The 24,954-nt window shown below is 65.5% G+C and carries 22 protein-coding genes; 15 read left to right on the top strand and 7 right to left on the bottom strand.

Annotated features, from left to right (window positions below):
• Positions 1-524 precede the first annotated feature (524 nt).
• Both SKP52_RS21220 and SKP52_RS21215 read left to right on the top strand, forming a co-directional pair.
• Positions 525-2,489, top strand: a complete 1,965-nt coding sequence (locus tag SKP52_RS21220) for an alpha/beta hydrolase family protein (RefSeq protein ID WP_052208672.1) — start codon at positions 525-527, stop codon at positions 2,487-2,489.
• Between the two features lie 73 nt (positions 2,490-2,562).
• Positions 2,563-3,261 (top strand): response regulator transcription factor, encoded by a 699-nt coding sequence (locus SKP52_RS21215; protein WP_052208671.1) that lies wholly within the window; start codon positions 2,563-2,565, stop codon positions 3,259-3,261.
• Positions 3,262-3,429: 168 nt separating this feature from the next.
• On the opposite strand, the gene SKP52_RS21210 is transcribed toward SKP52_RS21215, so the two are convergent.
• Positions 3,430-4,482 (bottom strand): acyl carrier protein, encoded by a 1,053-nt coding sequence (locus tag SKP52_RS21210; protein ID WP_039578502.1) that lies wholly within the window; start codon positions 4,480-4,482, stop codon positions 3,430-3,432.
• Positions 4,479-6,680 (bottom strand): thiamine pyrophosphate-dependent enzyme, encoded by a 2,202-nt coding sequence (locus SKP52_RS21205; protein WP_039578498.1) that lies wholly within the window; start codon positions 6,678-6,680, stop codon positions 4,479-4,481. The genes SKP52_RS21210 and SKP52_RS21205 overlap by 4 nt, the downstream gene beginning before the upstream one ends.
• A gap of 132 nt (positions 6,681-6,812) precedes the next feature.
• On the opposite strand from SKP52_RS21205, the gene SKP52_RS21200 reads away from it, so the two are divergent.
• The 8 genes from SKP52_RS21200 to SKP52_RS21165 all read left to right on the top strand — a co-directional run bounded on the left by SKP52_RS21200 (position 6,813) and on the right by SKP52_RS21165 (position 14,293).
• On the top strand, positions 6,813-7,517 hold the full coding sequence (locus tag SKP52_RS21200; RefSeq protein WP_039578495.1) for a hypothetical protein: 705 nt from the start codon (positions 6,813-6,815) through the stop codon (positions 7,515-7,517).
• Positions 7,514-8,749 (top strand): DUF4350 domain-containing protein, encoded by a 1,236-nt coding sequence (locus SKP52_RS21195; protein WP_039581919.1) that lies wholly within the window; start codon positions 7,514-7,516, stop codon positions 8,747-8,749. Before SKP52_RS21200 ends, SKP52_RS21195 begins: the two co-directional genes overlap by 4 nt.
• Before the next feature lie 97 nt (positions 8,750-8,846).
• Entirely contained in the window at positions 8,847-9,716 is an 870-nt protein-coding gene (locus SKP52_RS21190) for an AAA family ATPase (RefSeq protein ID WP_407695111.1), read from the top strand.
• Positions 9,717-9,876: 160 nt separating this feature from the next.
• Complete coding sequence (locus tag SKP52_RS21185) at positions 9,877-11,193, top strand: DUF58 domain-containing protein (protein ID WP_039578489.1); 1,317 nt, start codon at positions 9,877-9,879, stop codon at positions 11,191-11,193.
• On the top strand, positions 11,190-12,230 hold the full coding sequence (locus tag SKP52_RS21180) for a stage II sporulation protein M (RefSeq protein WP_039578486.1): 1,041 nt from the start codon (positions 11,190-11,192) through the stop codon (positions 12,228-12,230). The genes SKP52_RS21185 and SKP52_RS21180 overlap by 4 nt, the downstream gene beginning before the upstream one ends.
• Positions 12,227-13,096 (top strand): RDD family protein, encoded by an 870-nt coding sequence (locus SKP52_RS21175; protein WP_039578482.1) that lies wholly within the window; start codon positions 12,227-12,229, stop codon positions 13,094-13,096. Before SKP52_RS21180 ends, SKP52_RS21175 begins: the two co-directional genes overlap by 4 nt.
• Positions 13,083-13,784 carry a nitroreductase gene (locus SKP52_RS21170; protein ID WP_052208669.1) on the top strand — a complete coding sequence of 234 codons (702 nt, stop codon included), beginning with the start codon at positions 13,083-13,085 and terminating at the stop codon, positions 13,782-13,784. Before SKP52_RS21175 ends, SKP52_RS21170 begins: the two co-directional genes overlap by 14 nt.
• Before the next feature lie 2 nt (positions 13,785-13,786).
• A complete protein-coding gene (locus SKP52_RS21165; protein WP_039578477.1) occupies positions 13,787-14,293 on the top strand; it encodes a hypothetical protein in 507 nt (168 codons plus the stop codon).
• A gap of 361 nt (positions 14,294-14,654) precedes the next feature.
• On the opposite strand, the gene SKP52_RS21160 is transcribed toward SKP52_RS21165, so the two are convergent.
• Positions 14,655-15,089, bottom strand: coding sequence for a hypothetical protein (locus tag SKP52_RS21160; protein WP_039578474.1), 435 nt, complete (start codon positions 15,087-15,089; stop codon positions 14,655-14,657).
• A 106-nt stretch (positions 15,090-15,195) separates the two neighbouring features.
• Here SKP52_RS21160 and gyrB point away from each other — a divergent pair, with 106 nt between their 5' ends.
• Both gyrB and SKP52_RS21150 read left to right on the top strand, forming a co-directional pair.
• Positions 15,196-17,766 carry a DNA topoisomerase (ATP-hydrolyzing) subunit B gene (gyrB, locus tag SKP52_RS21155; protein WP_407695046.1) on the top strand — a complete coding sequence of 857 codons (2,571 nt, stop codon included), beginning with the start codon at positions 15,196-15,198 and terminating at the stop codon, positions 17,764-17,766.
• A 133-nt stretch (positions 17,767-17,899) separates the two neighbouring features.
• Positions 17,900-18,316 (top strand): septal ring lytic transglycosylase RlpA family protein, encoded by a 417-nt coding sequence (locus SKP52_RS21150; RefSeq protein WP_039578469.1) that lies wholly within the window; start codon positions 17,900-17,902, stop codon positions 18,314-18,316.
• A gap of 3 nt (positions 18,317-18,319) precedes the next feature.
• Here SKP52_RS21150 and SKP52_RS21145 read toward each other — a convergent pair whose 3' ends face one another.
• Complete coding sequence (locus tag SKP52_RS21145; RefSeq protein WP_039578467.1) at positions 18,320-19,249, bottom strand: glutaminase; 930 nt, start codon at positions 19,247-19,249, stop codon at positions 18,320-18,322.
• Positions 19,250-19,349: 100 nt separating this feature from the next.
• Here SKP52_RS21145 and SKP52_RS21140 point away from each other — a divergent pair, with 100 nt between their 5' ends.
• Genes SKP52_RS21140 through SKP52_RS21130 form a run of 3 tightly spaced genes read left to right on the top strand, consistent with a single transcriptional unit; the run spans position 19,350 to position 20,610 of the window.
• Complete coding sequence (locus SKP52_RS21140; RefSeq protein WP_039578465.1) at positions 19,350-19,823, top strand: VOC family protein; 474 nt, start codon at positions 19,350-19,352, stop codon at positions 19,821-19,823.
• Positions 19,820-20,146 (top strand): ArsR/SmtB family transcription factor, encoded by a 327-nt coding sequence (locus SKP52_RS21135; protein WP_039578463.1) that lies wholly within the window; start codon positions 19,820-19,822, stop codon positions 20,144-20,146. Before SKP52_RS21140 ends, SKP52_RS21135 begins: the two co-directional genes overlap by 4 nt.
• A complete protein-coding gene (locus tag SKP52_RS21130) occupies positions 20,143-20,610 on the top strand; it encodes an SRPBCC domain-containing protein (protein WP_039578462.1) in 468 nt (155 codons plus the stop codon). Before SKP52_RS21135 ends, SKP52_RS21130 begins: the two co-directional genes overlap by 4 nt.
• A gap of 175 nt (positions 20,611-20,785) precedes the next feature.
• Here SKP52_RS21130 and holA read toward each other — a convergent pair whose 3' ends face one another.
• From holA to leuS, 3 genes are read right to left on the bottom strand one after another with little or no spacing between them, the layout of a single operon-like run.
• A complete protein-coding gene (gene holA, locus SKP52_RS21125) occupies positions 20,786-21,817 on the bottom strand; it encodes a DNA polymerase III subunit delta (RefSeq protein ID WP_039578460.1) in 1,032 nt (343 codons plus the stop codon).
• Positions 21,814-22,362: an LPS assembly lipoprotein LptE gene (gene lptE / locus SKP52_RS21120; RefSeq protein ID WP_039578459.1), complete on the bottom strand. Its 549-nt coding sequence runs from the start codon at positions 22,360-22,362 to the stop codon at positions 21,814-21,816. The genes holA and lptE overlap by 4 nt, the downstream gene beginning before the upstream one ends.
• Positions 22,362-24,911, bottom strand: coding sequence for a leucine--tRNA ligase (gene leuS, locus SKP52_RS21115; protein WP_039578457.1), 2,550 nt, complete (start codon positions 24,909-24,911; stop codon positions 22,362-22,364). Before leuS ends, lptE begins: the two co-directional genes overlap by 1 nt.
• Positions 24,912-24,954 lie beyond the last annotated feature (43 nt).

Genomic DNA, 24,954 nt, shown 5'->3' with positions numbered 1-24,954 from the left:
TAAATCGCCTGACTGGTGACCACTTACGGTCACCGGTTCAGCTGGCAATTTACACTTCCAACAGGTCCTTGCCAAGGACAACCGTTCCGGTGAAGTGCATCCGCGACCGGATCGGCCAGCTCCATCGCCGCCCAACAAAGAGTCAGCTCTCTGGCAGCGCAAAGTCATTTCGGCCTATATAAGTCCATTGGGCAGATGGCATTTATGATGGTATAGAAATCACGAATCGGAAAGATACCGGTGTAAATTCAATACCTTGCCACGACAGCCGGGTGCCCGTAGGGGTCACCAAAATCCTTCCGCTGAAGGTCCCAAAAACAATGATCGGATCAACGCGAAGGTGGCGGCTGCAATGGTTTTCAGTCCGTTGCCAGCGAGAGGCCGGTCACTGTCGCCACGACACGCGTCTCGCGATCAGTAATATTTGATTTTTTCAACGACTTCGCGAAAGTAGCCGCCGACGATATACTGTCGGTCTTCGGGGGGAGGATGCGTTGCGGCTTGCGAGCGGGCATAAGCGGGGCATGGCGCGCGCGACGTGGGGTGAATATCTGCTGGCGGCGGCGCTGCTTATGCCTTCGGGCGCGCTGGCCGCGGCGGATTTCAAATCGCCGCCCGTCGCGCCCGCTTTCACCCCGCTGCCGACCAGCGCCTTTGCCGAGCTTCCTTTCGTCGAAGATGTCGACCTGTCGCCCGACGGCACGCATATCGCGGGGCTGTTCGGGATAGGGGGCGAGCAGCGGATCCTGATGATGCCCGTGCGCGGCGACCGGTCGAAACCGATCATCGTCGCGGTTCCCGACCAGACGCAGGTCGCGTGGATCCGCTGGGTCGGAAACGACAATATCATCGTCGGCCTGTATGCGCTGATGCCCGTCGAGGGAGATCGCTGGTATATTTCGCGCGCGATCGGCATCAATCGCGGCACGGGCAAGATCACCAAGCTGCTCTGGGACAGCGGCGGGCAGAATGCGTCCGACATATTATGGGTTCCGACCGACGGCGGGACCGAAATCCTCATCGCCGCCCAAAACTCGATCTATAGCAATGAAGCCGATTTCTGGCCGACGGTCTATCGCGTCGATGTGGCGACCGGACGCAAGCGGGTCGCCGAAAGGCCGCGTGCAAACATTTTCGATTGGGGCGCCGATCATCTCGGCCAGGTCCGCTTCGGCATCGGCTATCGCGACGCAAGCACCCAATCGACCCTGCTGTTCCGATCAAACGGCGAGGGATCGTTGCGCGTCATCGACAGCGCGAAGCTCGGCGCCGAAGAAGAACTGACCGTGCCCTTCCACTTCGTGCCCGGCAGCAACAATGGTTTCGTCATCACGGAAAGCAAGGGCGGCCGGGCGGCGGTCGTCGAAGTCGACATTCCGACCGGCAAGCCCGTGCGGACCGTCTATGCCGCCGACGGCGTCAATGTCGAAAGCGTGTTGATGGCGTCGAACGGGGCGAAGCTGCTCGGCGTCCGGACCAGCGACCGCGACGCCCCGCTGCGCTGGCTCGATCCGGCGATGGCGGCGCATCAGAAGACGCTCGAAGAGGCATCGCCGCAGTCGGCGGTGCGTATCGAGAGTATCAGCGCCGATCAGAGCAAGATGCTCGTCCGGTTCAGCACCCCCGACAACCCGGGCCTGCTTTTCTATTTCGATGCCGCGACGGGCGATCTGGTCAAGCTGGCGGCGATGAACGAGACGATCGGCGGCCGGCGCCTGTCGCGCGGGCGGATGGTCCGGTACAAGGCGCGCGACGGGCTGGAGATCGAGGGCGTGCTCACGATGCCGCGCGGCCGGCGCGACAAAAACCTGCCCTTCATCGTCATGCCCCACGGCGGACCGTGGGGGCATGACGAGCTGACCTATGATTATTGGGCGCAGTTCCTCGCCGAGCGCGGATATGCGGTGCTGCAGCCCAATTTTCGCGGCTCGACCGGCTATGGCGCGGCGTTCGAAAAAGCGGGGCAGGGACAGCTGGGCTTCGCGATGCAGGACGATGTCAGCGACGGCGTGTATTGGGCGGTGAAGGAGGGGATCGCCGACCCGAAACGCGTCTGCATCGTTGGCGGCTCGTACGGCGGCTATGCCGCAATGTGGGGGACGGTCAAGGATCCCGACCTCTATCGCTGCGCGATTTCGATCAACGGCGTCGCCAATTTGCGGCGCGAGGTCAATGACTTCGGAGGGCTGATGCGCGAGCGCCTCTATCGCGGCCAGTGGCAGCGGATGACCCCCGATTTCGCCGCCGTGTCGCCGATCAACGCGATCGCCCGGATCAAGGCGCCGCTGCTGCTGATCCACGGCAAGAAGGATGTCACGGTCGATCACGGCCAGTCGGCGCGCATGTATGCGGCGATGACGAAGGCTGGCAAGACTGTCGAGTTCGTCTCGGTCCCGCTTGCCGACCATTATTTCACGCGTCAGGCCGATCGCATGACCTTGCTGACCTCGATCGAAACCTTCCTCGCCAAGCATAACCCCGCCGACTGACGCATAACCGGCCGGAGGCGCGTCACTTCGCCGCCTGGAACACGAAGCCCTCCGAAATGGCGCCGCCCCCGATATGTCCGCGCTGTCCGCGAACGGGCTTCGCGGGCAGCATCGCCAGGTGAGCGAAAATGGGGGCCATATCCATCTGATCCTGCCCGATCCGACCGAACGGGCGGCCTGTTTCCGTGTGCTCGCGGCGGGCTCCGAACGTATCGTGCGCAGCTTTGCCAGCGCCGATGCGTGGATCGAAGCCGAGGGCGGGGATTCCTGCGCAATCCTGCTCTTTCATTGGCGCCAGCCGGGCGCGACCGATGGCGCGGCGCTGCTCGACCATGTCACGGTGCGCGGCGGAATCGCCGCCTTTGTCGCCGCCGAACAGCTGAGCATTGCAGAATCGCGCGCGATCCTGCGCGGCGGGGCGCAGGATCTGTTACCCGCACCGCTCGACCCGCGCCTTGTCCGTCGCACGATCGATGCGGCGCTGGCCGACTGGCGCGCACGGCAGGGCGCACTCGACCGGCGCCGCGAAGCCGAAGCACGGCTGGCGGCGCTGACCCCGCGCGAACGCGACATATTGGATGCCATCGCCGCGGGGCTCGGCAACAAGGCGATCGCGCGTCAGCTGGCGCTGAGCCCGCGCACGGTCGAGGTGCATCGCGCCAACATCATGCGCCGCGCGGGCGCGGGCAATGTCGCCGAACTGCTCCGGCTACAGTTCATCGCCGAGTTCGCAGGCGCCGCTTCGATCGATTCGGTCCGTTTTGGTGCATGATCGCGGTGGAACCCGGCCGAAAGCCGCGCGTAGCGCCTATAAGGAAAATGAACGGTGTACCGCCCTTGAGTTGGTCCCCACGGGCGCTGCCGTTCATTCGCATGGGATCAACCCCACCTGATCCCATGCAACAAACGGCCGGCAGAGGAAATCCCTCCTCTGCCGGCCTTATTCTTGTCCGGTAACGCGCGCGCGCTGTTCGGCGCGGCCCATCGACAGCAGGATCGGGTCGGCCGCCTGCCGTGCCGCGAAATCCCCTTTGCCTGAAATTCCATGCCAGCCGATGCCGATCAGCGATTGCGCGATCGCGCCGCCCAGCGTGTCGCCGGGGCCGGGCAGGATGATGACCTCGGGCGCATATTCCTTCACCGCGACCTGCACCGACAGCGCGAAATCATAGGGCGCGAGGATCTGGTGGCCGAAAGTATAATCCCAGATTGCGGCAGGGTCGCTCGCATGGCGCCGCCAGATATGGCCGCGTCCGTCGATCAGCGGCAATGCGGGGCGGTGGAAGAGCGAATGCGGCAGTTCGGCCATCGCCTTGTCCGAACTGCCGAACATCAGCGGGGTGTGGAAGGGGCCGTGGCCCGCGAGGCGGAGGGGATCGCGTCCGGGGGTCGGCGGTGCTTCGGCGAGTAGCGCGGCAAGGCCCGCCTCATTGCCCGCAAGCACGAGCATGCCGGCTAGGTCGATCGAGAGCGCCAGCGCGTGACCGGAGCGCGAGGCGATGTCGGCGACGAGTGCGAGCAGGCTTTCGCGCAGCCCTGGTACGGGCCGCCAATCCTCGTCGACGATTTGGAGAAGGATCTGCCCGCCCGGCCCGTGCGTCTGGCTGTTGAGACCCATCGCGTTGCTGATCCGGAAACCGTCCTCGAACGATACGGCGCCGCCGAGCGCGAGCGCGCTGTACCATCCCATCGAATTGCCGGCGACGGCAACGATATCGAACTTGTCGCGATCGATGCTGAGAAAGTCGAGCGCGGTGGCGGTGTAGATCAGCGGCGCCGCGACATCGCCGCGCATGTGCGTCGCGACGCTGAAGCGGTCGGCGCCGTCGAGTTCGCTCACCGTCGGCTGGCCGCGTTCGCGACGCTGCGCGTCGAAATTCGTGATCAGGTCACCGAAGCGCGCACCGTGCAGCCGCGCGATGCTGCCAAGCTCGCCCTTGCCATAGGTGCCGCGGCCGGGGGCGACGACGAGCGCGGTCTTGCGCGCGCTCATGCCAGCAACTCCTTGGCGGCCGCATAGATCGAATCGCGGCTCGGCAGGGTCAGCGTCGCGGCGCGGCCCAAGGGAATGAAGCTGTCATCGGCGGCGATGCGCTTGAGCTTCTTGCCCGGCGTGCGCTCGACGAACGTCGCCATCAGCGCCTCGCTCTGCGACCCGGTGATGCGGCATTCGTCGACGATCAGGATGCGGCTGGCGTCGCCAACCGCAGCAACGAGCTTGTCCTCATCGACGGGGCCGAGCCAGCGCAGGTCGATGACGCGCGCCTTGACGCCGTCGGCGGCGAGCAGTCTCTCGGCCTGGCGCGACAGATAATATCCGTTGCCATAAGTGACGATCGCAAGGTCGGTGCCATTGCCCTGCACCCCGACGTCGCCGAAGCGGATCGGTGCGCCGTCGCCGGGGGCTTCATAGACGCTGGTCCACAGGCCATCGCCCTCTTCGTGCAGGTCGCGCGTCATATAGAGCGCGATCGGCTCGACAAAGACGACGACGCGCTGTTCCTCGCGCGCCAGGCGGACGCATTCGCGCAGCATCGCCACCGCATCGCGCCCGTTCGACGGCACCGCGAGGATCACGCCCGGAATGTCGCGGAAGACAGCAAGGCTGTTGTCGTTGTGAAAATGGCCGCCGAAGCCCTTTTGGTAGCCCAGCCCCGCGATGCGGAGCACCATCGGGTTGGTGTACTGCCCGTCGGAGAAGAAGCTCAATGTCGCCGCCTCGCCGCGGATCTGGTCCTCGGCATTGTGCACATAGGCAAGAAACTGGATCTCGGGCATCGGCAGGAAGCCGTTGTGCGCCATGCCGATCGCGAGCCCGAGGATCGCCTGTTCGTCGAGCAAGGTGTTGACGACACGCGCCGATCCGAAGCGCTGATGCAGCTTGGCGGTAACGTTGTAGACGCCGCCCTTCGGCCCGACATCCTCGCCCGCGACGACGATTTCCTTGTGCGCGAGCATCAGGTCGGCGAGCGCCCAGCTCAAAAGCCGCGCCATATGCTGCGGTTTGTCCATCGCGCCGGCGTCGCTGCCGAACATCGCCTTACGATCCTCGTCCGACGGGGTATTGGGCCGCGCGACCTCACGCTTCGGCGGGATCAGGCTGTCCATCACATGCGCCGAGTGGGTGATCTTGGGGCGCAGGATCGCCGCCTCGGCCTGCCGCGCGAGCGTCGCGCCGATATCCTCATAGGTTTCGGCGATTTCCGTCGGCGTCATCCAGCCATGTTCGGCCATCAGCGCCGCGCCGGCGAGCAGCGGGTCGCGCGCTTCGTCGGCCTCGATCAGCGCCTTGGGCAGATAGGCGCCCTGCACGTCCGATCCGGCGTGACCGTAAAGCCGCACCGTCGCCATATGGAGGAAGACAGGCTTGCGATTGCGGCGCGCATAGTCGGCCGCTTCCGCAGCCCCCGCATAAGCCGACACCAGGTCGGTGCCGTCGCATTTGATATAGTGAAGCCCCGCGCGGTGGCGGAACTGCGCCTCGATCCACCCCGTCGGGGTGCGCGTCGAAATGCCGATGCCATTGTCTTCGCAGAGGAAGATCAGTGGCATCGGCGAGCCCTGGAACGCCGCCCAGCCCGCGGTGTTGAACGCGCCCTGCGCGGTCGAATGGTTCGCCGAGGCGTCGCCGAAGCTCGCCAGCACGACCGCATCGTCGGGGAGCGGCAGCCCGGTCATGCCGAGCCGCCGCGCGATCCCGATCGAGAAAGCGGCGCCGACCGTTTTCGGCAAATGCGAGGCGATCGTCGAGGTCTGCGGCGGGATGTTGAGTGGCTTCGATCCGATGACCTTATGCCGTCCACCCGAGATCGGGTCTTCGGCCGAAGCGGCAAAGCTCAGCAGCATGTCCCATGTCGGCGTCTGTCCGGGGACCGAGCGCGCGCGGTGAAGCTGAAACGCGTTCGAGCGATAGTGAAGAAACGCCATGTCGGTGACGCGCAGCGCCGCGGCGACCGCGGCATTGCCTTCGTGCCCCGACGACCCAATCGTATAGAAGCCCTCGCCGCGCGCCTGCAGATGGCGCGACAGCCGGTCCATCTGGCGGCTGGTCAGTTGCGAGAGGAAGATGTCGGTCGCCTCCGCGCGCGACAGACCGACCATCGCGGGATCGGGCGCATCGGCACGACCGGGGAGGCTGCCCTCGGCCAGCGCCGCCAAGAATTTTTCATGTACCGCCTGCGCCGCGTCCACCTTGGTCCTCCGTCTAAACTCTTCGCGCGCTAGAACGGGGCAGTTTCGCACGCAAGCATGTCTTGCCTTCCCGATGACGCCCGCGCTACCACTTAGCGCGATGATCGACCGGGGCGGGACCAGTATTTCAACATGATATCCTTGTGGGTCGCCCAGACATCGGCCGCGGCCGACACGTCCGGCGCCGACGGCGGGGGCTGGCTGCTCGATCCCGAACTCGTCGACCCGGGCTATAGCCAGACGATCGCGGGCGGCACGATCCAGACCGCCTTTCCGCCGCCCCCCCCGCCCCCACCGCCGACCCCCGAATGGTTGCAAGCGATCTTCGATGCGATCCGCAGCTTTTTCCAATGGAGCGCGCCCGCCGCCCAGCCGCTGATGTGGGTCGCGGTCGCGGCGCTGGCGCTGTTCCTCCTCTATCATTTCGTCCCGGCCTTCGCGCAATGGGTCGACAATCTGCGCTTCGGCCGCAAGGCGCAGAGCGACGAAGCGGATCTCGTCGGTCAGGCCGAATCCGGCGCGGCGCGCGCGCTGCTCGCCGAGGCCGACGCACTCGCCGCCGAAGGGCGCTACGCCGAGGCGGTCCATCTTCTCCTCTATCGCAGCGTCCAGGATATCGAGGGTCGCCGGCCGGGGCTGGTCAAACCCGCGATGACGTCGCGCGATCTTGCCGAGGCGGAGGGCCTGCCCGTGGTCGCGCGCGATGCGTTCAGCCGTATCGCGCGCGCGGTCGAGATCAGCCTGTTCGGCGGGCGGGCGATCGACGCGGGCGCGTGGCAGATTTGTCGCGGCGCCTATGCCGAGATGACCGTAGCGAAGAATTGGGCGCGCGCATGAGCGGCGCGGCGGCAACCGACGACGGTTTCAACCCGCGCTTGATCGCGGGCGTGGTGGCGATCGGGATCGTCGCCTTCACCGCGCTGTGGGCGCTGATCGCGCTCGGGCCGCAAATCAGCAGTGGCAACGACGGCGGCGGCCATGCGCTGTCGAAGGCGGCGCCGGGATATGCCGGCATCGTCGATCTCGTCGAGCGCGCCGGCGCCGAGGTGGAACTCCGCCGCCGGGTCGAGAGGACGCGTTATGAGGAGTATGAGCCGCTGCTCATCCTCACCCCGACGCACCGCACCCGCGCGCCCGAAGTCGCCGAACTGCTCGATGCCCAGTCCGGCACGGCGGCACTGATCGTGCTGCCCAAATGGCAGACGATGGCGATACCTGGGCAGACGCAAAAGCCGGGCTGGGTCAGCGCGGGGTTCCCGGCGCGGCCACCCGCCAAGATGCTGCCTCCCGCGCATTTCGGTACGGTCGGGGTCGCGGCCGTGCCGAGCAAGGCGCAGGCGGTCCCGGCGCGGCTCGCGGGACGCAACTTCACCGCCTGGCTGCCAGGCAATGTGCAGACGGTTACGGGCGACAATCTCGAAACGCTGATCGCAGGGCCGAGCGGCGGTGCGGTGCTGGCGCAGGTCGGCGACCGCGACCTCTATATCCTCGCCGACCCCGATCTCATCAACAATTTTGCTTTCGCTTCGCGCGACAAGGCGGTGGGCGGCGCGATGCTGATCGACGCGATCGCCGAATATGCCGATGCCGACGGTTATGCTTTCGACGTGACGCTGAACGGATTCGGCGGCGGGCGTTCGCTGCTGCGCTTCGCCTTTATCCCGCCCTTCATCGGCATCACGCTCTGCCTGATCGCCGCCGGGCTGCTCGCGCTGTGGCAAGCGTCGGTGCGTTTCGGTCCGGCGCTGAAACCCAGCCGCGCGATCCCGGTGTCGAAGGCGGCGCTGATCGCGAACAGCGCCGACCTGATCCGGCAGGCGCGGCGCGAACTCGACGGCGCTGACGTCTTTGTGAAGAGCCAGCGCAGCGCAATCGCGCGGCGGCTGCACGCGCCGGGCGGGCTCGACGACGACGCAACCGACCGCTGGATCGACAAGCATTTGCGCGGCGGCAGCGACCTCTTCTCCGCGCTCGCGCGGCGCCTGCCGCTCGCGCGCAACACCCATGAATTTTTGGCAGATGCACAAGCGCTGCACGATATCAGGAAGGATTTACTCCGTGACAGCTAATCCCGTCGCCCATAGCGTTGAGAACGTCCAGGCGCTCGGCGCCGCGATCGAGGGCGAGGTCGCCAAGATCGTGTTCGGGCAGGGGCCGCTCACCCGCATGGTGACGATCGCGCTGCTCGCGGGCGGGCATGTGCTGCTTGAAGGACCGCCGGGCACGGCGAAGACGTTGCTTGCACAGGCGTTCGCGCGCGCGACCGGGCTGGCGTTCGGCCGCATCCAGTTCACCCCCGACCTGATGCCGGGCGACATATTGGGGTCGAACCTGTTCAACTTCCAGACGTCGAGCTTCACCCTGACCAAGGGGCCGATCTTCACCGAACTGCTGCTCGCCGACGAAATCAACCGCACCCCGCCCAAGACGCAGGCCGCGCTGCTCGAAGCGATGCAGGAGCGCCGCGTGACGATCAACGGCGAGGCGCATGTGATGAGCCCGCGTTTCACCGTGCTTGCGACGCAGAACCCGATCGAACAGCAGGGCGTCTATCCGCTTCCGGAAGCGCAGCTCGACCGCTTTCTGTTCAAGCTGGTCGTCGATTATCCCGCCGCCGACGAGGAACGGCGCATCGTCGCCGACCATGGCGGGCGCTTCAAAAGCCCCGCAGTCGGCGATTTCGGCGTCACCCAGGTCGCCGACGCCAAGACGATCGAAGCCGCGATCGACACGATCGCGACGGTGCGCCTCGCCGACGAGATTGTCGATTATATCGTCCGCCTCGTCCGCGCGACGCGCGAGAGCGCCGATCTGGAGTGCGGCGCGAGCCCGCGCGCCGCGACGCTGCTTGCGCGCGCGGCGTGCGCGGCGGCGGCGCTCGACGGGCGCGACTATGTGATCCCCGACGATGTCCAGCGCCTTGCGGCGGGCGTGCTGCGCCACCGGGTCATCCTGTCGGCGGCGGCCGAGATCGAAGGGCGCAATGTCGAACAGGTCGTCGCAGCATTGCTCGAGCGCGAGGACGTGCCGCGGTGAACGGCCATAGCTCACGATCCTCCTTGTGGCGAAGCCATGGGGAGGGGGGCCGCGCCCAAAGGGCGTGGTGGAGGGGCGGCAACGTTGCGCGATTGGCCCCTCCGTCAGCGCTTCGCGCTGCCACCGCCCCACGGCTGCGCCGCAGGGAGGATCTATCCCAATGATCTACCCCACCCGCCGGGCGATCTATCTGCTGCTGCTCGGCGCCCCGATGGCGCTCGCGCTCGGGCTGATCCGGCCCGAGCTGTGGCTCGTCGCGCCCGGGTGGATCGGGGTAATTATCGCCTGTCTGATCCTCGACACGATCGCGGGGGCAAACCCCCGCCACCTGTCGCTCGATGCGCACTTTCCGCATCAGGTCGGCGTGGGCGATCCGTTCGACCTGTCGCTCAGTGCAACCGGGCGTGCGGTGCCGCCGCGCGCCGAACTCGCGCTTGCGCTCGACGAACGGCTTGCCGAAGGCGGGCGGCTTGCCGACGACATGCGCCGGACGGGCGCGGGCGACGCCCTCGTCCGCACGCTTTCGCTTACGGCATCCAGGCGCGGACAGGCGCGGATCGAGGCACTGTGGATTCGCTGGGCCGGACCGCTCGGGCTCGTCTGGAAACAGCGCAAGTTCAGGGTCGACGGCGCGATCCATGTCGTGCCCAGCCTGCGCGCGGTGACTGATGAGGGTAGCCGGCTGTTCCAACGCAACAGCTGGTTCGGCCTTCGCCAGCAACGCTTTCGCGGCGAGGGCACCGAGTTCGAAGCACTCGCCGAATATCAGCCGGGCATGGACCGGCGCGCGATCGACTGGAATGCGTCGGCGCGCCACGTCAAACTGCTCGCGAAGGAATATCGCGTCGAGCGCGACAATCGCGTCGTCCTCGCAATCGACAGCGGGCGGACAATGGCCGAGCCCGTCGGTGGTATGCCGCGCGTCGACCGCGCGGTTTCGGCGGCGCTGCTCCTCGCCTATGTCGGGCTGAAACTGGGCGACCGGATCAGCTTCTTCTCCTTCGCCGCCAAGCCGCAGACGCTGACCCCCGCCTATATGCACACGCAGGATTTCCCGGCGCTGCAACGCGCGGCGAGCCTGATCGACTATGCGCATGTCGAGAGCAATTTCACCCTCGCGCTGACGACGCTCAGCGCCCAGCTCAATCGCCGCTCGCTGATCATATTGTTCACCGAATTCACCGACGCGACGAGCGCGGACCTGATGATCCGCGCCGCCGGGCGGCTTGTCCAAAAGCACCGCTTGCTGTTCGTCGTGATCAAGGACGAAGAGGTCGAGAGCGAAGAACGCCGCCGTCCCGAAAGCGGCGCCGACGTCACCCGCTCGAACGTCGCCGCGGCGATGCTGCGCGACCGCCAGTTCGTCATCGCGCGGCTCCAGCGTTTGGGAGCCGACGTCATCGAGGTGCCTGCCGACGCGATGGGCGCGAGCGCGGTCGAGGCCTATCTCGGCATCAAACAAAAAGGCAGCTTGTGACTCCCCCAGCCGCCCCCGCCAGCGCGTTCGACGCGCCGAGCTTTTCAACCAGCCGCTTTCGCGCCGAACGCGAAGCCGACTGGATCGCCTTCGACCTGCTGCTGACAAAGCTCGAAAAAAAGGGCGCCGCCGCGCTGACCAGCGCCGAATTGCTGCAGCTGCCCCTGCTCTATCGCGCCACCCTTTCATCGCTGTCGATCGCGCGCGCGACGAGCCTCGACAAAGCCTTGCTCGACCATCTCGAGGCGCTGTCGATCCGCGGCTATTTCCTCATCTATGGCGTACGCGAAAGCCGCTGGAACCGGCTGCGCCGCTTTATCCTCTACGATTGGCCCGCCGCGATCCGATCGGTGTGGAAGGAAACGGTGATCATTTCGCTGATCATCCTGCTTGGCGCGCTCACCAGCTACTCGCTCGTCTCCAGCAACCCCGAATGGTATTTCAACTTCGTCGACGAAGAGATGTCGGGCGGGCGCGACCCGCGCGCGACAGCCGAATATCTGCAATCGACGCTGGGCCACGGCAAGGCGGTGGCGGGCGAGAGCGAGAGCGGGCTGCACATCTTCGCGACCTATTTGTTCACGCACAACAGCCGCGTGTCGATCCTGTCCTTCGCGCTCGGCTTCGCGTTCGGGGTGCCGACGATGATGCTGGAATATTATCAGGGGATCGGGCTGGGCGCGATGATCGCGGTGTTTGCCGGCAAGGGGCTCGGCTATGATTTCGGCGGCTGGCTGTTCATCCATGGCACGACCGAGTTGTTCGCCGCTGCGCTGTCGGGCGCGGCGGGGCTGCGCATTGGCACCGCGGTGGTCTTCCCCGGCGCGCGCCGGCGGTTGCAGGCGGCATCGGAGGCAGGGCGCACCGCGGGCAAGGTGATGGTCGGTGTCATCATCATGCTTTTCGCCGCCGGGTTGCTCGAAGGCTTCGGTCGCCAGCTGATCACCGACACACCGCTGCGCTACGCCATCGGTTCGTTGATGCTGCTCTTCTGGCTCGGCTATTATTACATCCCGCGGCGCGAGGACGCGGCATGACCGCGGCCGCTGCCAACGCCAAATCGCGCGCCGCGCGGGCAAAGAAGATCCGCCAGTTCATCACGCCGGAGGGGGTCGATCTCGAACTCAAGATCGCGGGTTCGGGGCTGCGCTTCGGCGCGCTGCTCATCGATTTGATGCTGATCGCGTTCGCGCTGTTCCTGTTTTCGCTGGCGATGCTGTGGGTCGGGTTTGCAGCGCAATCCGACGTCACCGTCGTCGTCTGGATGCTCGGCGCCTTTGTGCTGCGCACCTTCTGGTTCGTCGGTTTCGAGCTAGGCTCGCGCGCCGCGACGCCGGGCAAAAGGATCATGGGCATCCGCGTCGTCGCGCGCGACGGCGGGCGGCTGACCGCCGACGCCGTGGTCGCGCGCAACCTGATCCGCGAGCTCGAGCTGTTTCTGCCGCTGATGATGCTGGGGGTCGGCGCGTCGGACGATATGGTGTCGGGATGGACCATGGCCGCGGGCATATTATGGTCGCTGACGCTCAGCCTGTTCCTGCTGTTCAACCGCGACCGGATGCGGATGGGCGACCTGATCGCGGGCACGTGGGTCGTGATGGCGCAGCGCGTCAAGCTCGACGCCGACATCGCAACGGGCACGGCGGGCGAGGCGATGCTGTTCAGCGAAAGCGAACTCGCCGTCTATGGTATTTTCGAGCTGCAGGAACTCGAACGCGTGCTCCGCGGCAACGACCCGCGCGCAATGCGCGAGGTCGCCGACGCGATCCGCGCCAAGATCGGGCGGGCGATCGCCGAAGAGGATGACGTCTTCCTGCTTTCCTACTACCGCCAGTTGAAAGCCCGGCTCGAACGCAAATTGCTGTTCGGCAAGCGGCGAGAGGATAAATATGCCAGCGACTGACACCCCGGTAACTGCGACCAGCGTCACCCAGACCCTGCACGCGCGCCGTTCGGTGCGCGCCTTTGCCGATCGGCGCGTCGATCCCGCGCTGCTCAAGACCATCTTCGCCGCCGCGCAGCGCGCGCCGTCGGGCGGCAACCTCCAGCCGTGGCAGGCGACGCTGGTGACCGGCGAACCGTGGCAGGCGGTGAAGGATGCTGTCGCCGCGCGCACCGCGATGGGCCGCGAAGGCTATGAGCCCGAATATGACATCTATCCCAAAGGGCTGACCGAACCGTGGGAGGCGCGCCGCTTCGGCGTCGGCGAGGCGCTCTACGCCTCGCTCGGCATCCCGCGCGAGGACAAGCGCGGCCGTCTCGCTCAGTTCATGGACAATTACCGGGGTTTCGGCGCACCGGTAATGCTTTTCCTCCACTGCTCGCGCATCATGGGGCCGCCGCAATGGTCGGATATGGGCATGTGGCTGCAATCGGTGATGCTGCTGCTCGTCGAACATGGCCTTGCCAGTTGTCCGCAGGAATGTTGGGCGATGTACGGCGCGACGATCCGCCGCACGCTCGGGCTGGACGACGGACAGATTTTGTTCACCGGGCTCGCGATCGGCTATGCCGACGAAGACGCGGCGGTGAACCAGTGGGCGGTGCCGCGCGCACCGATCGAAGACGTGATTGATTGGCAGGGATTTTGAAGATGATAAGCAGGCAGTCGGGTTTTCGCTATGGCGCCGCGGGCGCGCTGATGCTCATCGTCGCGGGCTGCACCGCGATCCCGCAACCCGAAGCCCCGCCTCCCCCTCCGCGCCCGGTCGCTCCCGCGCCGACACCCGCGCCGCTGCCGACCCCGGCGTCGGGCTGGGAGGACCGCGCGGTCGACGCGGGCGCCTGGCGCTATGATGCGGGCAGCCGCACCGCCGCCTTCGTTCCGACGGGAAGCGCAAACCCGTTGCTCAGCATGACGTGCAGCGGCGGCGGCATCCGCATGACTTCGGCGCTCGCGGGCAATGTCAGCCTGCGCACCAGCGCCGGCACCGACCAGATCCGCTTCGACGGCGGCAGCGCGAACCTCGCCAGCCGCGACCCGCGGCTCGACCGCATCGCCTTCAGCCGCGGGCGTTTCGCGCTCGAAACGCCCGGCGGCGGCGCGCTGACGCTGCCGGTGCAGTCGGAGATCGGCCGCGTGATCGAGGATTGCCGGTAGCCGGGATGTCGGCTTTGGGGTGGGAAACGGCCATTCCCAATTTCGTCATTCCCGCGAAAGCGGGAACCCAGTTGCGACGTCAGCACGCTGGGTCCCCGCTTTCGCGGGGATGACGAAGCAAGAAGTAGAACGGCAACTTCTGGTCGTTTCCCGACGAAAGAAAGAATGCTTTCCTACATTGTCCGGCTGTGCCAGCCTCTCCGCCGGCTCTTTGGATCGTCGACCTTCCCTGCGCGCGCAATATCCTGCATATCTCTAAAGCGACAAAGGAGACAGTTTCGGTGCGCTTGTCCGAATCCTTTGTCGCCTTAAGGCCATAAAGAGCACAAATCGAACATACGCATGCGGGGCTTTTGTGGTGTTAGCCGCCCAGCTGGACCGTGCCGCCCTTGATCCAGCCCCAGCGGCACGGGCCCTGATATTCGCGCGCGTTCGCTACCGACTTGCCGACGCCGCACATGTCGGGATCGGTTCCGGGCGCCGCGAAGACGACGCCGAACCAGGCGTCATTCTCGGCCGCTTCGCACAGCGACACATTGGCGCCGCCGGCTAGCTTCGCCTTGACCGCGCGCACCTCGTTCGGCGCCCAATAGACGTCGGTTCCGCCCGACTTGACGCGGCTGATGCTCGAACAGGCGGGAAGGCTGGGTCCTTCGGTGCCGATCATCACCGCGCGCGTCGCGAGGGGTTCGCCCGCGACGGCTGGGGCATTGTCGGCCGGCGGCGCAGGCTGGCTGCACGCGGCGAGCGAGAGCGTGAGGGCGGCGGCGAGCGGATAAGCGAGACGGTGTTTCATGCCGCGAAACTAGCGGCCGCGGCCGCCCTGCGCAACGCTCGTCGCCATATGGCTAAGAGCCGCATTTTCGCTTGGGTTTTACGCCCTTCGACCCTATATAATCGCTATGACGGACACCCCTGAAAATATGGCGCCGAGCGCCAACACCAACCTGCCCAATATCAATGCCTATGGCGCCGATTCGATCAAGGTTCTCAAGGGCCTCGACGCGGTGCGCAAACGGCCGGGCATGTATATCGGTGACACCGACGATGGGTCGGGCCTGCATCACATGGTGTTCGAGGTGTCGGACAATGCGATCGACGAGGCGCTCGCGGGGCATTGCGACCTCGTCCTGATCACGCTGAACAGCGACGGATCGGTCAGCGTCGAGGATAATGGCCGCGGTATTCCGACCGGCATCCACGCCGAGGAAGGCATTTCGGCGGCCGAGGTCATCATGACCCAGCTCCACGCCGGCGGGAAGTTCGAGAACACCAGCGACGACAACGCATATAAGGTGTCGGGCGGCCTCCACGGCGTCGGCGTCAGCGTCGTCAACGCGCTCAGCGAGTGGCTCGAACTGACGATCTGGCGCGACGGCGAAGAACATTGGATGCGCTTCGAACATGGCGATTCGGTCGCGCCGCTCAAGGTCACCGGCCCTGCGCCGGAAGGCAAGAAGGGCACGCGCGTGACCTTCTCGGCCTCGACCGACACGTTCAAGAATGTCCTCGAGTTCGATTTCGACAAGCTCGAGCATCGCTATCGCGAGCTCGCTTTCCTCAATTCGGGCGTCCGCATCAAGCTGGTCGATGCGCGCCACGCCGAGCATGTCAGCCACGACCTGTTCTACGAAGGCGGCATCGCGGCGTTCGTGAAATATCTCGACCGCAACAAGAATGCGCTGCTGCCCGATCCGATCGCGATCAGCAGCGAGCGCGACGGCATCGGGATCGATGTCGCGCTCGAGTGGAACGACAGCTATTATGAAAATGTCCTCTGCTTCACGAACAACATCCCGCAGCGCGACGGCGGCACGCACCTCGCCGCGTTCCGCGCCGCGCTGACGCGCACGCTCAACGGCTATGGCGACAAGTCGGGCATCCTGAAGAAGGAAAAGGTTTCGCTGACCGGCGAGGATATGCGCGAAGGGCTGACCGCGATCGTCTCGGTCAAGCTGCCCGATCCGAAGTTTAGCAGCCAGACCAAAGACAAGCTCGTCTCGTCCGAAGTGCGCCAGCCGCTCGAAAGCCTGATGGCCGACCGGATGACCGAATGGCTCGAGGAAAATCCCGCTTATGCCAAGGCGGTAATCCAGAAGGTCATCGACGCCGCCGCGGCGCGCGAAGCCGCGAAAAAGGCGCGCGAGCTGACGCGGCGCAAGGGCGCGATGGATATTGCGAGCCTGCCCGGCAAGCTCGCCGACTGTCAGGAACGCGACCCCGCCAAATGCGAACTCTTCCTCGTCGAGGGCGATTCGGCAGGCGGATCGGCGAAGCAGGGCCGCGACCGCCATGTGCAGGCGATCCTGCCGCTGAAGGGCAAGATTTTGAACGTCGAGCGCGCGCGGTTCGACCGCATCATCTCGTCGAAGGAAGTCGGCACGCTGATCCAGGCGCTCGGCACGGGGATCCGCGACGAGTTCAACCTTGAGAAATTGCGCTATCACAAGATCGTTATCATGACCGACGCTGACGTCGATGGCGCGCATATCCGCACGCTTTTGCTCACTTTTTTCTATCGCCAGATGCCCGAAATCATCGAGGGCGGGCATCTCTACATCGCCCAGCCGCCGCTTTACAAAGTCGCGAAGGGGCGGAGTGAAGTCTATCTCAAGGACGATACCGCACTTGAAAATTATCTCGTCGACGGCGGCATCGACGCGCTGATGCTCGAGACGACGGGCGGCGCGCGGTCGGGTGCCGATCTGCGCGACCTGATCGAGCATGGCCGCCGTCTGCGCGCGCTGATGCGCTATGTCCCGCGCGGCCATAATTATGAGCTGATCGAAGCATTGGCCTTGAACGGGGCGCTCGATCCTGAACTCGACGACGCCGGACGCGCAGCCGCGGGCGTGCGCGCGGCCGAATGGCTCAACGCCGCCGAACGCGCGCTGACCGGCGGCGCCGAAGCGAAATGGACGATCGTCGCGGCGGGCGGCGGCTATACGCTCGAAAAGCGGTGGCGGGGGGTCAGCGACCATCATGCGATCGACGCGGCTTTCCTTGCCAGCCAAGAGGCACGTCGCCTGCACAAGCTCGCGAGCGAACAGGCCGAAACCTATGCGCATCCGGGCCGACTGGTAAAGGGCAGCAGCGCCGCAGCGATAGACGCCGCCGCGCTGGCCGCAGCCGAGGCCGCTGAAGACGATGCCGACGCGAGCGATAGCGACCTGCCTGCCGTCGCAATCGGCAAGGTCACGCCGATCACGCGCCCGTCCGAACTGCTCGAGGCGATCTTTGCGCACAGCCGCAAGGGCCTCGCGATCAGCCGCTACAAGGGGCTGGGCGAGATGAATGCCGAGCAGCTTTGGGAAACCACGCTCGATCCGTCGAACCGCTCGTTGCTGCGCGTCGAGGCCGAACAGGCCGATGTCGCACACGAAATCTTCGAACGATTGATGGGCGACGAGGTCGAACCGCGGCGCGACTTCATTCAGACGAATGCGCTTTCGGTGGCGAATCTGGACGTATAATTACAGTTATTGTTCCGTTAAATCTGAACAAATCGAACATCCGGACGTAAAATCGCTTCAGTCCAACGCGCGGCGGCTTGTCTTGGCAGGCCGCGAATGCTTTTGGCGCCTCCTCTGACAAGGGGATGATGTCATGCGGGCCTTTACAGCCATGCTGCTTCCGCTTTTGCTCACGGCTTCGGCCGCGGCGCAGGAAGTCGAAATCACGGACAATCCGATCGCCGAGATCGTCCAGCCGGACGATGCCGAAACCGAGATCGGCGGCGGGATGGCGAGCTATTATGGCAATGAGCTTGCCGGAAACCGCACCGCGAGCGGCGAACGCTTCGACCCCGGCCAGCTCACCGCAGCGCATCGCTCGCTTCCCTTCGGCAGCCTGGTGCGCGTCACCAACACCTTGAACGGCGACAGCGTGGTCGTCCGCATCAACGACCGCGGCCCATTTACACACGGCCGCGTGATCGACGTCAGCACCGCCGCCGCACGCGAAATCGGCATGCACCGCAGCGGCACCGCGCGCGTCAAACTGGCTTTGCTGAGCAACGACTAAGGATCAGTCGAACACCGACCATCCCGCCGCATAGGCGAAATGTTCGAGCGCAACCGCACCGGCCAATGAGGTGCCAGCCTCATTGAGCCCCGGTGACCAGACCGCGATCGATCCCTGCCCCGGCGCGATGCAGAGGATGCCGCCGCCCACCCCGCTCTTTCCGGGCAAACCGACGCGGAAGGCGAACTCGCCCGAATTGTCGTAGTGGCCGCACAGCATCATGATCGCGTTGATGCGCCGCGCGCGGTGCGGTTCGACCAGCTGCTCGCCGGTCAGCGGATCGCGGCCCTCCATCGCGAGGAACAGCCCGGCGCGCGCGAGCTGGCGACACGACATGGCAATCGCACATTGGCGGAAATACACGCCGACTACGGGTTCGACCGGATGCGTCAGGTTTCCGAACGCATCCATGAAATGCGCAAGGCTGCGGTTGCGCGCGCCGGTTTCGGATTCTGAGAAAGCGACGTCGAAGTCGATCCCGATGCTGTCGTCACCCGCGCGTGCGCGCATGAAATCGACGATCTCGTCGATGGTGGCATCGCCGCTGCGCCCGTCGATCAACCGGTCGGTCGTCGCGATCGCGCCGGCGTTGATCAGCGGGTTGCGCGGGATGCCCTGCTCGTTTTCGAGCTGGACGATCGAATTGAACGCGCTGCCCGACGGCTCGCGCCCGACGCTGTCCCACAAAGAACTGCCGACGCGGCGCAGCGCGAGCGCCAAGGTAAACACCTTCGACACCGACTGGATCGAAAAGGATTCGTCGGCGTCGCCCGACGTGTGGACGGTGCCGTCGGGCAGCGCGAGCGCAAAGCCGAGCTTGTTCGGGTCGACCTTGGCGAGCGCTGGGATATAGTCGGCGACGCGACCCCGGCCGAGATGCGCTGCGGCCAGTGTCATCGCCTCGTCGATATGGCTCTTGAGGTCGTCGGTCATCAGCTTCGCCTAGCATAATCACCACACAAAGCTTGTATTTTCATTTTTCTAGAAATATTCTATAAAAGTGAAATCATCTATCCGAATCGGGAGACCAGATATGGCCGATCATCCGCGTTCCAAGGGACTTTCCAGTGCCGTCTGCTACAAGGATGCCAAGGCGGCGTTCCGCTGGTTGGAAAAGGCGTTCGGGTTCGAACCGACCTTCGTACTGCTCGATGCCGACGGCAATCTGGCACACAGCGAAATGGAATATGGAAATTCGTCGATCATGATCGGCAATGAATGGTCCGACGACCATCGTAGCCCTGCAAACCTCGGCGGCAAGAACAGCCAGACGGTGCATGTCCAGCTCGGCGTGGGCGAGAATATCGACGCGCATTGCGAAACGGCGCGCGCCGCGGGCGCCGATATCATCGCCGCTCCCGAAACCCAATTCTATGGCGACCGCACCTATCGTGCGAAGGATCCCGAGGGGCATATCTGGACCTTTGGCGTCACGGTCGAGGAGAAGACGTCTGAAGAGTGGGATGCCGAGGGCGGCTTCACGACCAAGACGCGGCTCGACGATTGAGCGCGGCGCTCGACCGGATGCTGGGCGCGCTTGCCGATCCGAAACGTCGGCGCGCGATCGAGCTGCTGGGCGTGCGACCGCGCAGCGCGGGCGAACTCGCGGCCGACCTCGGCCTCGCGCCGCCGGCGATGAGCCGCCATTTGCGCGCGCTGAAGGAAGGCGGGCTGGTCAAGGACGGGCATCCCGACTTCGACGCGCGCGTGCGTATCTACAGCCTGAAAGACGGTGCGACTGCCGAACTCAAGCAATGGCTCGCCGAGACCGAGGCGCTTTGGGCGCACCAGCTTGGCGCGTTCAAGGCCCATGTCGAGGACGGTGAATGAGCGCCGCGGTGATCGTCGCGCTGCGCGTCGCGGTGTCGCCCGAGGAGGCGTTCACCGCCTTCACCCGCGACATCGGGCGGTGGTGGACAAGCCATCCCTTGTTCCAGCTCTCGCGGGGGGGCGATGGTGCGCTGCGCTTCGACCCCGCAGGGCCGGGCGGGCGGCTCGTTACACGCTTCGACGATGGCAAGGAGTGGGAGATCGGCGCGGTGTACCACTGGCTGCCCGGCGAGCGGCTGTCATTCGGCTGGCGACTCCCGAGCTTCAAGCCCGATCAGGCGACCGAAGTCGATGTGCGCTTCGAAGCGGTGGGCGACGAGACGCGCGTGACGGTCGAGCATCGCGGCTGGGATGCGGTCCCGCAAAAGCATGTTGCACGGCACGGATTCGAATTGATGCTGTTCCAGCGGCGGCTGGGGGAGCATTGGCGGGGATTGTTGAAGGGGATGGAAGCGGGGCTTTAGCGATGTTTGGGGTGGTTAGCTGACGTTAATCCTCCCTGTGGCGAAGCCATGGTGGTGGAGGGGCCGCGACCTCGCGCCATTGGCCCCTCCGTCAGCGCTTCGCGCTGCTACCTCCCCATGGCCACGCCACAGGGAGGATATTATTTCTGCTTCCGGTCGGAAGCTGCCCCTGCCGCTAGCGCGCCCGCGCCGCCTGATGCGCGATGTCGGTCATCAATTTGCGGAACAATACGCCGCCGGCGGTCCCCGACGCCTTCAGCGCGCGTTCGCAGTCGAGCAATCGGCTCATCAGCCGCGCGATGCGCACCGAATCCCATATATGGAGCTGCGCGGTCACGGCGGCGCGCTCCTTCCAGAAGATACCGCTCGTCCGTGCCGATACCACGGTCGCGGGATGCGCGCCGCCGTCGACTTCGGCGCGGAGACGCGCGAGCGCGGTCGCGCGGATCGCGAGCGCGCGGATGATACGGATTTCGGCGACGCCCACCGCGGCGGCGGTCGCGAGCATGTCAGGAAGATCGCGCACCTTGCCGCCCAGCGCGACATTGATGCACTCGCTGACGTCTTCCTCGTGCGTCGCGGCGCCCAATGCGGCGATATCCGCCGCGGTCACCTGCCGCTGTCGATCCGAACCCGCGTCGAGGTAAAGCGCCATTTTCTCGATCTCGCGCCGCATCAGCGCCTGATCGCCCGAGACGAGATCGACGAGCAATTGCGCCTCGGCATTGGCGAGCCTGAGGCCCTGCTCCTGCGCCGCAGCCATCGCGATGCCGACGAGCGCGCGGCGGTCGGGCTGGTAGCAGATCGCCGCGACCGCATGATCCGAGCCTTCGACGAGTTTGACGAGTTTCGATTTGGCGGTGACCGACGCGCCGGTCGCGATTACCGGGTTGATCGCGATTTCGGCGGCGAGCAGCGCCTCGACCGCGGCAAGGCCGTCGTCGCCGCTCCCCGACAATTCGACCTTGATCACGCGCACCGACGAAAAGAGCGACATTGATGCCGCTTCGGCGGCGAGCAGCGACGGGTCCTGCGAAAGCTGCGTGCCCGCCAGGTCAAGCCGTTCGGCATCCTTGCCCGCGAGGCCGATCAAATGGCTCGCGACGGCTTCCATCGTCGCTTCGTCGGGGCCGGTGAGGAGGGTGAAACGAACCGCGGGGTCGAGGCGCGACAGGCGTTCGAGTTCGTTCGGCTTGACCGTCTTCATTGCCCGGCAGGGGTCGGGGCGGGCGCAACAGCCGGCCCGCCGCCGCCACGGTTCGCAAAGACGGCGATCCGCGCGACGATCTGGTCGGCGACCGCCGACGACAGGCGTTCGAGCGCCGAGGATTCGGCGGCGATCGTCGCATATTCGCTGCCGACGACATCGATCCCGGCGTCGGAGAAGGCCGTCGCGTCGAGCAGCACTTCGCCGGTCGCGGCGTTCACAAGCTGATAGCGCGCGCGCAATGTGCGGCGTTCGCGCGTCACCGCATCGTCGGCGCGCACACCGAATCCGGTGATCGAATCTTCCAGCCGCACGTCGAGCCGCAGGCGCTTGCCTGCGCCATGCCCCCCCTGCGTTGCTTGAAGCCGGTCGCGCAGCGCGTTGCGGACGAGCCAGCCGCTATGCCCCTCGATCGCCGCGACATCGACGTCGGCGAGCACCTGCGCCACCGCGCCCTTGCTGCCATTTGCGTACAAAGGGCGCAGCCCGCAGCCGCCGAGCATGAGCGAAGCGGCAACGAGCGAGGATGTGAGCAGGGTTCGCATCAGGGAACGATATTCACCAAACGGTCGGGGACCACAATCACCTTCTTCGGCACGGCGCCGGCGAGCAGCTCGACGATGCGCGGGCGCGCGAGCGCAGCGGCTTCGGTCGCTTCCTTATCGAGGCCTTTGGCGATGGTCATCGTATCGCGCAGCTTACCCGCCATCTGGATCGCGATTGTCACCTCGTCATCGACGAGCAGTGCCGGATCGGCGTCGGGCCATGCGGCGTCGGCGATCATCGCCGTCGTGCGCTGGCCTTCGGGCAGCGCCGCCCACGCCTCTTCGGAGAGGTGCGGCAACATCGGCGCGACGAGCAGGATCAACGTTCGGCACGCCTCGGCGCGCGTCGCCGAGGGCCGCGCTTTTTCGATGTCGTTGGCGAGCGCGTGGATCTTCGCGACCGCCTTGTTGAAGCCGAGCCCTTCGATATCGGCGGCGACGCCGGCGATCGTCTGGTGGAGCTTGCGCGCAAGCGCCTTGTCTTCACCGCCGTCGCCGACATTTTCGGTATCGCCGAAAATCCGCCACAGGCGCTGGACGAACCGCCACGCGCCTTCGATGCCGGCCTCGCTCCACGGCAGGTCGCGCTCGGGCGGGCTGTCGGAGAGCATGAACCAGCGCGCGGCGTCGGCGCCATATTGGTCGAGGATGAAGTCGGGATCGACCACATTCTTCTTAGACTTCGACATTTTGATCACGCGGCCGACGTCGACCGTATAGCCATCGGCGGTCAGGATCGCGCCATCGGCCTTGCGCTCGATCTCGTCGGGCGTGAAATACAGCGGCGGCAGGCCTTCGCCCTGCACGCGGCTATAGGTTTCGTGCGTCACCATGCCCTGCGTGAACAGGCTCGCAAACGGCTCTTTGATGTCGATCATTCCCATCTTGTTCAGTGCGCGCGTCCAGAAGCGCGCGTAGAGCAGATGGAGGATCGCATGCTCGATGCCGCCGATATATTGGTCGACGGGCAGCCAGCGGCGGATCACCTCGGGATCGAACGGCTTGTCCGACGGCGAGCTCGCGAAGCGCAGGAAATACCAGGACGAATCGACGAACGTGTCGAGCGTGTCGGTTTCGCGCACCGCATCACTGTCGCACATGGGGCACCGGACATGCTTCCAGGTCGGATGGCGATCAAGCGGATTGCCGGGGACCGAGAAGTCGACATCCTCGGGCAGCACGACGGGCAGCTGGTCCTTGGGGACGGGGACGACACCGCAGCTGTGGCAATGGATGAACGGAATCGGCGTGCCCCAATAGCGCTGACGCGAAACGCCCCAGTCGCGCAGGCGCCATACGGTGGTGCCCTTGCCCCAGCCTTCATGCTCGGCGCGCGAAACGATCGCCGCCTTGGCCTCGTCGATGTTCATGCCGTCGAGGAAGTGACTGTTCACTAATTTTCCGGGGCCGGTGTAAGCCTCGTCGCCCGTGAAATGCTGCGCCGTCTCGTCGCCGTCGGCGATCACGCGGTGGACCGGCAGTTCATATTTGCGCGCGAAATCGAGGTCGCGCTGGTCGTGCGCCGGACAGCCGAAGATCGCGCCGGTGCCATAGTCCATCAGCACATAGTTCACGACCCAAACGGGCAGGTGAAATTCGGGATCGAGCGGATGTTCGACCGCCAACCCCGTATCGAAGCCCAGCTTTTCCGCAGTCTCCAGCTGCTCCGCGGATGTGCCCTGACGCCGGCATTCGGCGATAAATTCGGCGAGTTCAGGGGCGTCCTGCGCCATCCGCTCGGCCATCGGATGATCGGGTGAAATCGCCGCAAAGCTCGCGCCGTACAGCGTGTCGGGGCGCGTCGTGAAGACGTCGAAGCCCGTCCCGCCACCGACAAGCTTGAAGCTGAATTCCAGCCCCTGCGACTTGCCGATCCAGTTTTCCTGCATCAGCCGCACCTTGTCGGGCCAGCTATCGAGGCTGTCCAATCCGTCGAGCAGTTCGTCGGCGAAGTCGGTGATCTTCAAAAACCACTGCGACAATTTCTTCTTTTCGACGAGCGCGCCCGAGCGCCAGCCGCGGCCATCGATCACCTGCTCGTTCGCGAGCACCGTCATGTCGACCGGGTCCCAATTGACATAGCTGTGCTTGCGGGTGACGAGCCCCGCGGCGAACAGGTCGAGGAACAGCGCCTGTTCCTGCCCATAATAATCGGGTTCGCAGGTCGCGAGTTCGCGGCTCCAGTCGATCGCGAGGCCGAGGCGCTTCAGCTGGCCGCGCATTGCTGCGATATTGTCGCGCGTCCAGCCGCCGGGATGGACGCCCTTTTCCATCGCGGCATTTTCGGCAGGCATGCCGAACGCGTCCCAGCCCATCGGATGGAGCACGTCGTGGCCGGTCATCCGCTTGAAGCGCGCAAGCACGTCGCCCATCGCATAGTTGCGAACATGCCCCATGTGGATGCGCCCCGACGGATAGGGGAACATCTCGAGGATATAGGATTTCGGCTTGTCGGCCGTATCGGTCGTGGCAAAGCTGTTTGCCGCCTCCCACGCCTTTTGCCAGCGGGCGTCGGCAGCGAGGGCGCCAAAGCGCGGTTCGCGGGTCATTCGTCGGTTACCCCGTTAGTCTGGTCGGTGGCGCGAAGGGCGC

Source organism: Sphingopyxis fribergensis (assembly GCF_000803645.1).
Taxonomy (GTDB): Bacteria; Pseudomonadota; Alphaproteobacteria; order Sphingomonadales; family Sphingomonadaceae; genus Sphingopyxis; species Sphingopyxis fribergensis.
This window is presented reverse-complemented; position numbering and strand designations above follow the sequence as displayed.